The organism is Streptomyces sp. ISL-98 (assembly GCF_018614055.1).
GTDB lineage: Bacteria > Actinomycetota > Actinomycetes > Streptomycetales > Streptomycetaceae > Streptomyces > Streptomyces spiramyceticus.
On record NZ_JAGGPB010000037.1, the window covers coordinates 1 to 13,723 of the forward strand.

At 69.8% G+C, this 13,723-nt stretch carries 9 protein-coding genes and 1 pseudogene; 6 read left to right on the plus strand and 4 right to left on the minus strand.

Annotation, left to right across the window (positions count from 1 at the left end):
* Nucleotides 1-178: 178 nt before the first annotated feature.
* Together J7I98_RS25430 and J7I98_RS25435 are read right to left on the minus strand one after the other, a co-directional pair.
* Nucleotides 179-1,825, minus strand: coding sequence for a transposase (locus J7I98_RS25430; RefSeq protein ID WP_214926132.1), 1,647 nt, complete (start codon nucleotides 1,823-1,825; stop codon nucleotides 179-181).
* Entirely contained in the window at nucleotides 1,818-2,396 is a 579-nt protein-coding gene (locus J7I98_RS25435) for an IS607 family transposase (RefSeq protein WP_214926133.1), read from the minus strand. Before J7I98_RS25435 ends, J7I98_RS25430 begins: the two co-directional genes overlap by 8 nt.
* 898 nt (nucleotides 2,397-3,294) lie before the next feature.
* Here J7I98_RS25435 and cseB point away from each other — a divergent pair.
* From cseB to J7I98_RS25455, 4 genes are all read left to right on the plus strand, one after another.
* The gene (cseB, locus tag J7I98_RS25440; RefSeq protein WP_214926135.1) at nucleotides 3,295-4,044 is read left to right on the plus strand and encodes a two-component system response regulator CseB; all 750 of its coding nucleotides are present in this window, start codon (nucleotides 3,295-3,297) and stop codon (nucleotides 4,042-4,044) included.
* Between the two features lie 5 nt (nucleotides 4,045-4,049).
* The gene (locus tag J7I98_RS25445) at nucleotides 4,050-5,312 is read left to right on the plus strand and encodes a HAMP domain-containing sensor histidine kinase (protein ID WP_308377928.1); all 1,263 of its coding nucleotides are present in this window, start codon (nucleotides 4,050-4,052) and stop codon (nucleotides 5,310-5,312) included.
* Between the two features lie 193 nt (nucleotides 5,313-5,505).
* On the plus strand, nucleotides 5,506-6,261 hold the full coding sequence (locus J7I98_RS25450) for an ABC transporter ATP-binding protein (RefSeq protein WP_214926182.1): 756 nt from the start codon (nucleotides 5,506-5,508) through the stop codon (nucleotides 6,259-6,261).
* 74 nt (nucleotides 6,262-6,335) lie between these two features.
* Entirely contained in the window at nucleotides 6,336-8,864 is a 2,529-nt protein-coding gene (locus J7I98_RS25455; RefSeq protein ID WP_214926160.1) for an ABC transporter permease, read from the plus strand.
* A gap of 251 nt (nucleotides 8,865-9,115) precedes the next feature.
* Here J7I98_RS25455 and katG read toward each other — a convergent pair whose 3' ends face one another.
* Together katG and J7I98_RS41295 are read right to left on the minus strand one after the other, a co-directional pair.
* Complete coding sequence (gene katG / locus J7I98_RS25460) at nucleotides 9,116-11,347, minus strand: catalase/peroxidase HPI (protein WP_214926171.1); 2,232 nt, start codon at nucleotides 11,345-11,347, stop codon at nucleotides 9,116-9,118.
* Nucleotides 11,340-11,566: pseudogene (locus J7I98_RS41295) on the minus strand (hypothetical protein); the annotation flags it as partial. The pseudogene J7I98_RS41295 and the gene katG, both read right to left, overlap by 8 nt.
* A gap of 204 nt (nucleotides 11,567-11,770) precedes the next feature.
* Between J7I98_RS41295 and J7I98_RS25465 the strand changes: the two are divergent.
* Together J7I98_RS25465 and J7I98_RS25470 are read left to right on the plus strand one after the other, a co-directional pair.
* The gene (locus tag J7I98_RS25465; RefSeq protein WP_214926174.1) at nucleotides 11,771-12,181 is read left to right on the plus strand and encodes a Fur family transcriptional regulator; all 411 of its coding nucleotides are present in this window, start codon (nucleotides 11,771-11,773) and stop codon (nucleotides 12,179-12,181) included.
* 321 nt (nucleotides 12,182-12,502) lie between these two features.
* On the plus strand, nucleotides 12,503-13,615 hold the full coding sequence (locus J7I98_RS25470; protein ID WP_251021165.1) for a PP2C family protein-serine/threonine phosphatase: 1,113 nt from the start codon (nucleotides 12,503-12,505) through the stop codon (nucleotides 13,613-13,615).
* The last annotated feature ends 108 nt before the right edge of the window (nucleotides 13,616-13,723 follow it).

The window sequence follows — 13,723 nt, forward strand, 5'->3', positions numbered from 1 at the left end:
GATCCGAGAAACAGTGCCTAGGTCTTCAGGCGGTCCTCTCACCGGCCTCCAGGAGGGAGCCCATCACAAGGGCCGGTTCTCAACTGACCTTCCGTGGCGATGACTTGATGCCAACGAGCAGGAAGGCCATTCCGCTCGAGCCACGGTCCCGGCCCGCGCCTGACACCGTGCACCGTTCCTAATCAGTGAGCAGGAGTGAGTCTTGGACGCACTGCCTGTCGCTGCGCGCATCCCGAACGGTTTTGGGTGCGCTGGTCGCCCGCGTTCCTTGTTGTCTCCCTGTCCGGGCGTGTGGCTCCTGGCCACGGTCCGTGACGGGGCGGCGGGTTTCCTCACGTCCAAGGGCACGCCGGTCAGCCTGGGCGGTCCGATGCCCGTGCACATCGCTCTGGTGTGCGCGGGGCGGTGTCGTCCGTCGCCGGATCGGGTGTCCTTGGGCGCGTCGGCCGATGGCGATGCTCGCGGCATCGTGTCGGCTGGTCTTACGGGTTGTGCTGGTGAGGGGCTTTTGCCAGTGCTGCGCGCCCCACATGCTGGTGTAGGCCGGATCGACGGCGATGATCGCGATGCCCGTGTGGTCGGCCATGGAGATGAGCCGGGCGCGGAGCTTGCCTGTGGGCATGCCGGAGATGAGCTGGCGGAAGCGTCGCTTACGGCCGTGCTTCTCGCGGGTCTTCTCCGCGGCGAAGTCCAGGTCCTCAACCGCTATCGCGGCAACGCCGCAGGTCTTCGCCCAGTTCAGCAGCCGGGTGAGGGCGTGCCTTACTTGTGCGTCCCGGTGGTCGGCGGTGCCGGACAGGTCGTAGGAGAACCGGCGGGGCTGGCCGACCGGGTTGCCGTGGGTGTCCAGGCGCCAGGCGGCGAGGTGGTCGGCGTTGGTGTCCACGCCGATCACACCGTCCGCGAGGGCCGTCTCCATCGGGATGGTCCGGGTGACGGGATGCGTCCAGGAGGCATCGACGTACCAGCGCTGCCGCTGGACGTTGTAATGGATGCGGTAGGCCACCGCCCGGTTGGCTTCCACGCGGTCGGCCCACTCCTGTCCCCGGTGCGGGAACGACACGCGTGCGGCCAGCGTGTACCGGCCGTGCTTGGCGTTCGCCAGCTCGGCGAGCGGGGCGGGCAGCTTGATGCTGACCTCGCCGTCCGGTGTGATGCGGATGGTTTCGTTGCCGTAGCGCTTGCCGGACTCTCCGTCAGCGGACAGGAACCAGCGGGAGGTTTCCCAGCGTTCCCGCCACTGCGGCTCGGTGAGCTGTGCGGCGACAAGGTTGTGGCGGGTGTTCAGCAGCTTCCGCCCGCCTCGCACCACCCGCACTACACCCGCCTCACGGTCGGCACGGACCTCGGTGAGACGGTCCTCAAGCCTCGCCAGACGCCGGGTCTTTTGGAACCACTCGCTCTTCGAACGGTAGCCGCCGGGGGCGCGCTTGCTGCCCTTCTCCCTGATCGGGAGAGACAGGCGGTGCGCGATGGTGCGCACACCGGCCTCCAACGACTGGAGATGCGCGGCCTGTCCGCGCCGGGCGAGCGCCCACTGATCGTGCGTCGCCTTCGTCAGCGCCCCGGCCCACCGCGACGACGACAGCGGCGTCAGCTCCCGCTTACGGGACGCCCACGACTCGGTGGAGTGCTCCAAGCCGTCCACGCACCGCGCCTTGAGATCGCGGGATGCCAGCGACCCCAGATGCGCGCCCACCAGGCGCAGCACCTTCTCGTCCTCGATGGTCAGACCCTTGAGCCGGTCACGTATCGACACACCAGAGGGGCCGAGGGCGACGAACGACGGGGCGATCTGGCGGAGTTGCTTCTTCGTCTCAGTCATCGCACGCCGCCGCTTCCAGAGCTTTCTTCGCCCGGCTCTTCGCGGAGCGGCGTCCGTACAGGCGAGCACAGAACGAGGTCAGGACCTCCACCATGTCCCGTACCAGGTCGTCTTCGACCTCACCGTCATCCAGCACCACCAGGCGACGCCCGGTCGCGGACAACGCGGCTTCGATCAGCTCCACGTTCATCCGCCCGAGCCGGTCCTTGTGCTCCACCACCACGGTCGTCACATCCGGATCGGCCAGCAGACGACGGGCCTTGGTACGCGAGCCGTTCATGCCCGAGGCGATCTCCGACTCGATGCGCACGACACGGTGACCTGCCTTCGCCGCCCACGCGGACAGACGGGCGGTCTGCCGCTCAAGATCGGCCTTCTGGTCATGGGACGACACACGGGCATACAAACCCACACCGCCCGTCACGGATGGTGAGGAGTTCGCCTCGATGTTCACCAGGATCGTGCGCGGCCCGACCCGCTCAGCGGGGACCGGCAAAGTGCCCTCACGGAACCAGCGATAGGCGGTATGCGGGTGCACACCGTTCGCTATCGCCCACTCCTTGAGGTTCATGGAGCGACCGTAACACACACTCAAGAACACCAACGCACACTAGAGTTGGCTTAACCCCGAGCAGTTCGCCACCCCCTCTCCCCCCGACGCTGCCGCCCGTCCGCGGACGGCGGGTAGCGGGTCGAGCCCCGGAAGTCGGGAGCCGCGCGGCGCCCTTCCCCAGAAGAGTGCGAGGCGGCCGTGACTCGTATCCAGAGCTTGGTCCGCGGTCGAGAGCACCGGCCCCCACCTCCTGCGGTCACTGCAAGGATTCGCAGAGCAGGCTCTGCGCATGCCTCCCGCGGACGCGCCACGCTGGATCTACGGCGGCCGATAGGACCGGGCGGCTGAGCCTGACATCTTGATCGCCCTGGTGGGGTCTCTCGGAGCAGGCCCCTGGCTCATGAGCCAACAGCCCGCGCCACGCCACGACGGCGCTCCGTCCTCACCGACCTCACCGCCCATAGGCACGGCCGCGGCGGTGATGGACACGTCAGAGAGTGTCAGCAGCTGCCTGTCCGGCGATCGAGACCGTCCGTACGGCTCCGGATGAGATGAACAGCTGGACACAACGGTGAGTGCCGCGCCTCACGCCCGACCCGTACGCGATCTCCGAGCGACGCACCGGCCTGGGCGGGGTTTGTATCGGGTGGGTATCAGGGAGCGCTTGGTTGTCCATCGGATCAGTGCGCCGGGTCATGGCGAAGGGGGCGCAGTGCCTTGGATCTGGCAGCTGCTCGAGCGGTGCCGTCCAACCTGACCTGGGCATTCGCCGGGGTAGACGCGGTGAGAGTGTGCCGCGTGTCTCCTGTGCGACGCGGTTGCCGCGTCCGATGTCTGCCATATCGTTTCTTTCAGGTCGCCGTCTGCGCGTGCGTGCATACGGGACCCGTGCCTCACGACCGTCCGAACAGGAGTCATGTACCCCGTGTCCTCGCCCACCCCGGCCCCGGCCTCTCCGCGACCTGTGCGCGTGCTGCTGGTGGAGGACGACGATCTGATGCGCCGGTCCTTCACCGTCGCCCTCGAGCGCTACGGCTACCAGATGACTGCCGCGGACGACGGGCTGGCGGGGCTGGAGCTCTTCCGCGACGAAAGCTTCGACCTGCTGATTCTGGATGTGATGCTGCCCGGTCTGGACGGGATCGGCCTGTGCCGCAGAGTCCGGGAGACCAGCTTGGTGCCCGTGCTGATGATGTCCGCCCGCGGCGACGGGCTCGACGTCGTCGCCGGTCTGGAGGCCGGGGCCGACGACTACGTGGTCAAACCCGTGGACACCTATGTGCTCGTGGCGCGCATCCGTTCACTGCTGCGGCGGGCGACCTACGCGCCCACCGCGGGGCCCGGGCAGGCCGCAGGCGAGGGACCCTCACCGGCCGGGGGAGAGCTGCTGGTCTTCGGGGACCTGACCATCGACACCGGCGGTCTGGAGGTGTCCGTCTCCGACCGCCCGGTGGCGCTGACCCCGACCGAACTGAAGCTGCTGCTGGAATTCGCCGCCCACCCGGGCATCGTCCTGGAGCGGCACACCCTGCTGCGGAACGTCTGGGAGTACGGCTGGGACGGCGACAGCCGCGTCGTGGACCTGTGCGTGCAGCGGCTGCGCAGCAAGCTGGGCCGGGACCGGATCGAGACGGTCCGCGGCTTCGGCTACAAGCTCAGGCGCTGAGGCCGGTGCCCCCCTTCCACCGGACGCAGCCGGCCCGCGTGCCCCTGCGCTGGAAGATCGCCGCGCTGGCCGCGTCCACGGCATGCCTGGTCGCGGCGGCGGTCGGCGTACTGGTGCACATGTGGACCTCGAGCGACATCCGGAGCCAGGCCGAAATGCAGGCCTTCAACCGGCTGTACTCCGCCATGGACACCTACCGGCGCACCGGCACCCTCACAGACGGTGCCAAGCTCGATCCGGCCGGCCTCCCCGCCGCGCTGCGGCACCCGTCGGACGGTGCCCGGCACACGGCCTACGACGGGCGCATCGACGGGAATGTGGGCCCGAGCGCCTGGGCCGCCCAGCGCGTCGGCGGCCCGGACAGCCCGGTGCTGGCCTTTCAGGTCAATATGAGCCCGCAGCTCCACGATCTGCGCCGGCTCGACGTGACCATGACCGTGGCCTCGCTCGTCGCACTCGCGGCGGCCACGCCCCTGGCGGTCTACGGAGCCGGGCTGCTCGGCCGCCGACTGCGCCGGGTCTCTGAAACCGCGGGCCGCATCTCCGCCGGAGATCTGGATGCCCGGACGGGGCCCACCCAGGGCCGCGACGAGGTGGACGACATCGCCGCCACTGTCGACCTCATGGCGGACAGTCTCGGCCGACGGCTGCGCACCGAGCGCCAGTTCACCGCGGACGTGGCCCACGAGCTGCGCACCCCCGTCGGCGGTCTGCTGGCCGCCGCCGACCTGCTGCCGTCCGGTGAGACGGAGGACCTGGTCCGGGCCCGGGTGCGCGACCTGCGCGACCTGGTCGAGGACCTGCTGGAGATCTCCAGGCTGGACGCCGGCGCCGAACACCCGGTCCGCGCCCGGGTGCCGCTCGGGGCGGTCGTCTCCGAGGCGGTGGCGCGCACCGGCCTCGACACCGACGTCACCGTCGCCGACGTACAGCCCGAAGAGGCGGCCGAGACCGTGGAGACCGACCCGCGCCGCCTCGAACGGATCGTCAGCAATCTCGTCGTCAACGCCCACCGGCACGGGGACACCCCGGTGCGGGTCTCCGTCGAGGGCCATACCGTCGTCGTACGCGACCATGGCCCCGGCTTCCCGCCGGATCTGCTGCGCGACGGCCCGCGCCGCTTCCACACGGGCGCGGCGGAGCGCGGCTCGGGTCATGGCCTGGGCCTGACCATCGCCCTGGGCCAGGCCCGGCTCCTCGGCGCCGAGCTGCGCCTGGACAACGCCCCGGACGGCGGCGCCGTCGCTACCCTGCGCCTGCCGGTCTGACCGCCCGGCCCGTACCTACCGAACTGCCCCCTTCAGAACCGCCCCTACAGAACTGCTACAAAGCGGAGCGGACGCCGATACACGGCAGCCCAGGCTCCGATACGTCCCCCGGACACCCTTCGATCCGTACCCCTTGGCACACCGAAGAGGAGTCCTTGTGACCGCCGCACCCCTAGACCAGCACGGCACGCTCATGCCGCACCCGACGGCCGGGATCGCGGCCGCCGTCACCGACCTGTCGAAGGTCTACGGCAGCGGTGACACCCGTGTCGCCGCCCTGGACGGTGTCAGCATCTCCTTCCGGGAGGGCGAGTTCACCGCGATCATGGGTCCCTCCGGCTGCGGCAAGTCGACCCTGATGCACTGCGCCGCCGGGCTCGACTCGTTCAGCTCCGGCTCGGTGCGCATCGGCACCACCGAGCTGAGCACGCTCAACGACCGGCAGCTCACCCAGTTGCGCCGCGACCGGATCGGCTTCATCTTCCAGGCGTTCAATCTGCTGCCGACCATGACCGCACAGGAGAACATCACCCTGCCGCTGACCATCGCCGGCCGGCGGCCCGATCGGCAGTGGCTGGAGCGCGTGGTCGCGATGGTCGGCCTCTCCGACCGTCTCGGCCACCGGCCAGGACAGCTGTCCGGCGGGCAGCAGCAGCGCGTCGCGGTGGCCCGCGCCCTGGTCTCCCGCCCCGCGATCGTCTTCGGCGACGAGCCCACCGGCAACCTCGACTCCCGCGCCGGGGCCGAGGTCCTGGGCTTCCTGCGCGACTCGGTGCGCGAGCTGGGCCAGACCGTGGTCATGGTCACCCACGACCCCCTCGCCGCCGGCTACGCCGACCGCGTGGTCTTCCTCGCCGACGGCCGCCTGGTCGACGAGATGGTCCGTCCCACCCCGGAGCGGGTCCTGGACCGGATGAAGGGCTTCGACGCCCGATCGCGCACGAGCTGACCCGCCCTCGCTCCGGCACCCCACCAGCCGCCCGCTCGCCTCCGTCGAGCCCGCATCCCAGGATTCCGTACCCCATGTTCCGTACCGCTCTGCGCAATGTGCTCGCGCACAAGGCCCGCTTGCTGATGACCGCGTTCGCGGTGATGCTCGGGGTCACCTTCGTCACCGGCAGCCTCGTCTACGGCGACAGCCTCAAGCAGGCCGCCGTCGACCGGGCGCCCGCCGGCTATGACCGCATCTCCCTCAACGCCGCACCCGATACCACCCCTGACGGCCCGTCAGCCACCCTCGACGACCGCACACGAACCACGCTGGCCGAACTTCCCGGCGTCACCGCCGCCGCCGGGCGCGTCAGCGGCTTCGCCGCCGTGGCCGATCCCGAGGGCCGGCTGCTCGGCAACGGCGAGTTCCGCCAGGGCGGCAACTTCGCCCCGAACGCGCAGGGAACGGACCCCGCCTACCGGTTCACCCAGGGTTCCGGCCCCACCGGCGACAAGACGATCGCCCTCGACGAGGCCAGCGCCGCCAAGGCCGGCTATCGCGTAGGTGACACCGTGCGCGTCGGTACGAACACGGGAGCCGACTCCTACCGGCTCACCGGCGTCTTCCGCACCGACGGGTCCAAGCTCTCCGCCGGTGGCAGTCTGACGCTGTTCAGCAACGCCGTCGCCCAGCGGCTGTTCCTCCAGCCCGGCCAGTACACGCACATCGAAATCACGGCCGATCCCGGCACCGACGTGATCCGGCTCGGCAGCCGCGTCGAATCGGTACTGCCCAAGGACACCAGCGTCATCACCGGGGTCCAGCTCGCCCGGCTCCAGGCGAACCTCGCCTCCGGCGACAGCGACACCATGAGCCAGATCATGCTGGGCTTCGCCGCGGCCGCCCTGTTCGTGGCCACCTTCCTCATCTCCAACACCTTCACCATGCTGGTCTCCCGGCGCACCCGGGAGCTGGCCCTGATGCGGGCCGTCGGCGCCTCCCGCCGACAGGTGCGCCGCATCCTGCTGACCGAGTCCGTCCTCGTCGGACTGATCGCCTCCGTGGCCGGCATCATGGCCGGCGCCGGGGTCGCCTCCCTGCTCCAGACCCTCTTCTCCCCCGCCGATGCCCCGCCCGCCCCACTGGTCCTCACCCCCGTCACCGTGATCATCGCGATGGTGGTCGGCACCGCCCTGCCCGTGATCGCCGCATGGCTCCCGGTCCGCCGGGCCATGGCCATCCCGCCCGTCGCCGCGCTCGGCGCGGCCGAGCCCCCGGTGCCCGCGAGCGCCGACTCACTGCGCAACCGCCTCAGCGCCACGCTGCTGCTCCTCGGCACCGCCACCGTGGTGTACGGGGCCCTCACCACAGGGACGGACGCCCGGACCGTCATCGGCCTCGGCGCGGGCCTCACCCTCATCGGGGCGATCGGCCTCATCCCGCTGCTGTCCCGGCCGTTCGTCGCTCTGGTCCGGCCGCTGCTGGTCCGCCTGAGCCCGGTCCACGGCGACCTCGCGGCCCGCAACACCGTGCGCGACCCGCGCCGCACCGGCGCCACCGCCGCCGCACTCGCCATCGCCCTCACCCTCGCCTCGGGCCTGTCCGTCCTCGGCGCCTCCGCCTCCCAGTACCTCGAACGCGCGACCACCCACGCCCTCACCGCCGACTACGTGGTGAAGGCCCCCTCCGGCGGCCAGCGGATGACCCCCGCCACCGCCGGGCTCCTCAAAACGCTGCCGGACGCCACCTACAGCCCGCTCAACCAGTCCACCCAGTACGAGTTGGGCGGCACCACCTCCGTACTGACCGGCGTCGACACCGCCACCATCGGCACACTCCTGCGGTACGACGTCATCGAGGGCTCCCTCGACAGCCTCGCCAAGGGCCAGATCGCCATGGCCGACTTCAAGGCCAGGGCGGCCGGCTGGAAGGTCGGCCAGAGCCTGCCCCTGAAACGGCTGGACAAGCAGGGCAACGTCACCATCGGCGCCATCTACAAGGCGGACGAGCAGAGCGATCTGACGCCCAGCATCACCGCACCCGACTCCCTCGTCGCCCGTTACGACTCCGCCCCGAACACCCACGCGATCCTCGTCGCCACGAAGGGCGGCCCCAGCCGGGCCGCGCTCGCGGACGTCACCCGCGCCCTCGGCGACAACCCCGCCCTGGCCGTACTCGACAAGGAGACCATCGCAGGCGAGGACACCAGCGGCATCGGCGACCAACTCAACGTCTTTTACGCCCTGTTGAGCATGGCCCTGGCAATCGCCGCGCTGGGTATCGCCAACACCCTCGCGATGTCCGTCCTCGAACGCCGCAAGGAGATCGGCACGCTGCGCGCCATCGGCCTGGACCGCGCCGGTGTGACCGGGATGATCCGCCTGGAGGCCCTGCTGGTCGGCGCGCTGGGCGCGACCCTCGGCACGGTCCTGGGGATCTTCATGGGCTGGGCGCTCGGGCGCACCCTCCAGGAGAGCGTCGCGGGCTACGCATTGGTCCTTCCCTGGGGGCGCCTCGCTCTCGGCGTGCTCATCGCCCTGGCAGGCGCACTTCTCGCCTCGCTCTGGCCGGCCCGCAGGGCCGCCCGCGTCGACATTCCCGCTGCGACAGCAGCGCAGTAGCCGCTCGTCCAGAGGAACGCCGCCGATGTCCCTGCCGCAGGGTCGCCGCACGTGAACTGCCACGCAGTGCGGTGACCGTGCGGCCCGGCGGATGGCCGACGACCGCAGGCTAATCCCGCGGGCACGCTCACCGGCGCGCCGTCTGCTCGATCGCGACCCTCTCGTTGTCGCGCTGGCGGCGGACGATGTCGAGATCCTTTGAACTGAGGACGTCCAGGTCGGCCGGGCGGGGGCCGACCTGGACGTCACGATCAGACGAGGTCGAACCGGTCGAGGTTCATCACCTTGTCCCACGCCGCGACGAAGTCGTTCACGAACTTCTCCTTCGCGTCATCGCTCGCGTAGACCTCCGCGAGTGCCCGCAGCTCGGAGTTGGACCCGAAGACGAGGTCGGCGCGGCTGCCGGTCCACTTGACCTCGCCCGTGGCGGCGTCGCGGCCCTCGAACGTGTTCGCGTCCTCGGACGTCGCCTTCCATGTCGTGCCCAGGTCGAGCAGGTTGACGAAGAAGTCGTTGGTCAGAGACCCGGGGGCTGTGGTGAAGACGCCGAGCGGCGACTGCTGGTAGTTCGCGCCCAGGACGCGGAGGCCACCGACGAGGACCGTCAGCTCGGGGGCGCTCAGGGTCAGCAGGTTCGCCCGGTCGATCAGCAAGTACTCGGCCGGCAGCCGGTTGCTCTTCCCGAGGTAGTTGCGGAACCCGTCGGCGGTCGGCTCGAGCGCGGCGAACGACTCCACGTCGGTCTGTTCCTGCGACGCGTCCACGCGGCCCGGCGTGAAGGGGACCTGGACGTCGAAGCCGGCATCCTTGGCGGCCTGCTCGACGGCCGTACTGCCGGCGAGCACGATCAGGTCGGCGAGCGAGACCTGCTTGCCGCCGCTCTGTGCGGCGTTGAAGGCGTTCTGAATTGCCTCCAGGGTGCGCAGCACCGTCGTCAGCTGGTTGGGGTCGTTGACCTCCCACCCGCTTTGCGGCTCGAGGCGGATGCGCGCGCCGTTGGCGCCGCCGCGCTTGTCGCTGCCGCGGAAGGACGAGGCCGACGCCCATGCGATGGATACGAGCTGGGACACCGACAGGTCCGAGGCGAGGATCTGGTCCTTGAGGGAGGCGATGTCCTGTGCGTCGATGAGCTCGTGCGTCACCGCGGGTAGGGGGTCCTGCCACAGCAGGGTTTCGCTCGGGACCTCGGAGCCGAGGTAGCGCACGACCGGGCCCATGTCACGGTGGGTCAGTTTGAACCACGCGCGGGCGAAGGCGTCCGCGAACTCGGCGGGGTTGTCGAGGAAACGCCGAGAGATCTGCTCGTAGGCAGGGTCGAACCGGAGCGAGAGGTCGGTCGTCAGCATCGTCGGTGCGTGGCTCTTCGACGGGTCGTGGGCGTCGGGCACGGTGCCCGCCCCGGCGCCGTCCTTCGGCCTCCACTGGTGCGCACTGGCGGGGCTCTTGAACAGCTCCCACTCGTGGCCGAAGAGGATCTCGAAGAAGGTGTTGTCCCACGCGATGGGGGTGTTCGTCCAGGTGCCCTCGAGACCGCTGGTGATCGCGTCGCCGCCCTTGCCTGTGCCGTAGGCGTTGTTCCAGCCGAGGCCCTGCTGTTCTATCGGGGCGGCCTCGGGATCGGGGCCGACGTTGTCCGCCGGGCCTGCGCCGTGGGTTTTGCCGAAGGTGTGACCGCCCGCGATCAGGGCGACCGTCTCCTCGTCGTTCATCGCCATCCTGCGGAACGTCTCACGGATGTCGCGGGCCGCGGCGAGCGGGTCCGGATTTCCGTTCGGGCCCTCCGGGTTGACGTAGATGAGGCCCATCTGGACCGCGCCGAGGGGGTTCTCCAGCTCTCGGTCGCCGGTGTAGCGCTCGTCGCCGAGCCAGGTGGTCTCGGGGCCCCAGTAGACGTCCTCGTCGGGCTCCCAGACGTCCGCACGACCGCCGCCGAAGCCGAAGGTCTCGAAGCCCATCGACTCCAGGGCGACGTTGCCGGCGAGGATCATGAGGTCCGCCCACGAGAGGTTCTTGCCGTACTTCTTCTTGACCGGCCACAGCAGGCGGCGGGCCTTGTCCAGATTCCCGTTGTCCGGCCAGCTGTTGAGGGGCGCGAAGCGCTGCTGCCCGGCCCCGGCGCCGCCGCGGCCGTCGCTGATCCGGTACGTGCCCGCGCTGTGCCACGCCATCCGGATCATGAACGGGCCGTAGTGGCCGAAGTCGGCGGGCCACCAGTCCTGCGAGGTTGTCAGCACCTCCGCGATGTCCTGCTTCACCGCCGGGAGGTCGAGGGTCTTGAACGCCTCGGCGTAGTCGAATTCCTCGCCGAGGGGGTTGGCCACGGCGGGGTTCTTGGCGAGGATCTTCAGGTTGAGCTGCTCCGGCCACCACTGGCGGTTTCCGCCGCCCTGGGTCGGGTGCGGGGCTCGTCCGTGCGCGACCGGGCAGCCACCTGCGCCCTCCGTCTTCGCGTCTACGACGATTGCATCATGGTTCTCAGACATGGGAATCCTTCCGGACCAGACGGATTACGGTGCTCAGCTGCGGGGCGGTGGAACATTCGGGGCACAGGTCTCGGTAGATGACCTCAGGCTCGTCGATCGAGAAGCCGTGGTCGTCGTCGGACGCGGTCAGCAGGCGCCTCGCCGACCGCGCAGGCGACCGTCAGCGACGGCACCGTACGACCGGCACGCGACGTGAAGGGAGATATGGCCCACGCGACCACGCTCCCCGGAGCAATCGTCTCGACGCCGACGTCTCTGTCTCCTGCCGTACTGGAATCTTCACTGTCTCTTGGCTATTACCGGAACCGATCCTACGATCGACTGAGTCCAAGTCAAGAAGCGCACCAAGCCCATATCCGATGGGAACCCGGACGTCCGCTGATAACTTCGGCCGCCCCACCGAACCTGAATAGGTGAACCGATATGAGCGACCTGCTGGAGCGACTGCGAGGGCGGGGCTGGCGGATGACCTCCCAGCGGCGTGTCGTTGCGGAGGTCCTCGACGGCGACCACGTGCATCTCACGGCCGACGAGGTGCACGCCCGCGCGGCACAGCGGCTGCCCGAGATCTCCCGGGCGACCGTCTACAACGCCCTTGGCGAGCTGGTCTCCCTCGGTGAGGTCGTAGAGGTCTCCACCGACGGCCGCGCCAAGCGCTACGACCCCAACGCGCACCACCCGCACCAGCACCTGGTGTGCTCCAACTGCGGCACCATCCGCGATGTCCACCCGACCGGCAATCCGCTGACCGACCTCCCGGCGGAGGAACGGTTCGGCTTCACGGTGTCCGAGGTCGAGGTCACCTACCGCGGGCTGTGCCCATCGTGCACCTAGGCAATACCTGCCCCCTCTCCGAGGAGAGGCGGCGCCTCAGTGACCAGGAAGTCGGCCGGCTCGGTCAGGCTCCAGGTCGAGAACGGCAGGCCATCGCCCTGTCGGGGAGCACCGCTACGACCAGTCGGCCGCCGGGGGCGTCCACGATGCAGCGGGCAGCTCCGGGTGCCAGCTACGGCTCAGGGCCGCGGCGGCTGCGCAGACGCCGGTGCCGCACGCTCGGGTCTCTCCGACGCCGCGTTCGTACACTCGTAGCGCGCCATATGCCCCATTAGAACGCCGGATGCCAGATCAACTCCGGATATGATCCATTTTGTGATCATGCCCGGACGGCTCCGGCGCCGTCGTCCCCCCTACGGCGGCCAGTGGGAAGCTGCCCGGCTGTCACCGCTGATCCTTACCGTCCTCATCGCCGGCCTGGCGTTCTCCACACCGAGGGAGATCGCCTTCAGCCGCCTCCTGCCCGCCGCACCCGCCCTCGCCGCCGCGATGTGGCCCGTGCTCCCCACCATCCTGCTGGGGGCGTTCTGCCTGCTGGTCATGATCAGCCTCAGCTTCTTCTACACCGACCTGGGGACGCCGTACACAGCGGCTGCGATCATCGCGGTCACTTTGGCGGCCGCATACGCAAGCCATGTCCGGCTCCAGCGAGAAGAGGCCCTCTTCCACATCCGACTCGTCGCCGACGCGGCCCAGAAGGTGCTCCTGCGCCCCCTGCCAGGCCGCATCGAGGGCGTCGAGATCGAGTCGCTGTATCTGGCAGCCCAAGAGGAGGCCCGGATCGGCGGCGACTTCTACGAGGCAGCCGACACGCCGTACGGGGTCCGGCTGCTCATCGGCGACGTACGCGGCAAAGGCCTGTCCGCGGTGGGGGCGGCCTCGGCGGTGATCAACTCCTTCAGGGAGACGGCGTACGACGAGCCCGACCTGAGGGGCATCATCCGTCGCCTGGAGATCAGCATCACCCGCTACAGCGCGTCCTTCCCCGGCCAGGACCTGCCCGAGCGCTTTGCCACCGCTCTGCTCGCCGAGATCCCCCATGGCGGCGGCCACGTCAGGCTCCTCAACTGCGGGCACCCCGCGCCGCTGCTCGTGCACCGCGGCGAGGTCCGCGTCTTGGAGCCCACTACCGCCTCGCCGCCCCTCAACCTCGCGACGCTCCTCGGTAACCAATACTGCGTGGATAGCGTCGCGTTCGCCCCGGGCGACCAGCTGCTGCTCTACACGGACGGCGTCACAGAGACCCGGGACCGCACCGGCGAGTTCTTCCCACTGCCGGACTGGATGCGGCGGCAAGGCCCGACGCTGCCCCGGGAGGTGCTCGACCGGCTTCACCGGGACCTGCTCCACTACAGCGGCGGAAGGCTCGACGACGACATCGCGGCCCTCGCCGTGCAGTGCTCGAACACCCGGGCCCGAAAGCACCTCGCTTGAAATCCTCTGCCCCGTAGACGGGGCAGAATCCCATCCGTGTCAGAGTGCGACTGGATGAGTGGTTGACGTTTCACGGCCTGCCCAACGGCTAAGGCTCCACGTCCTGAC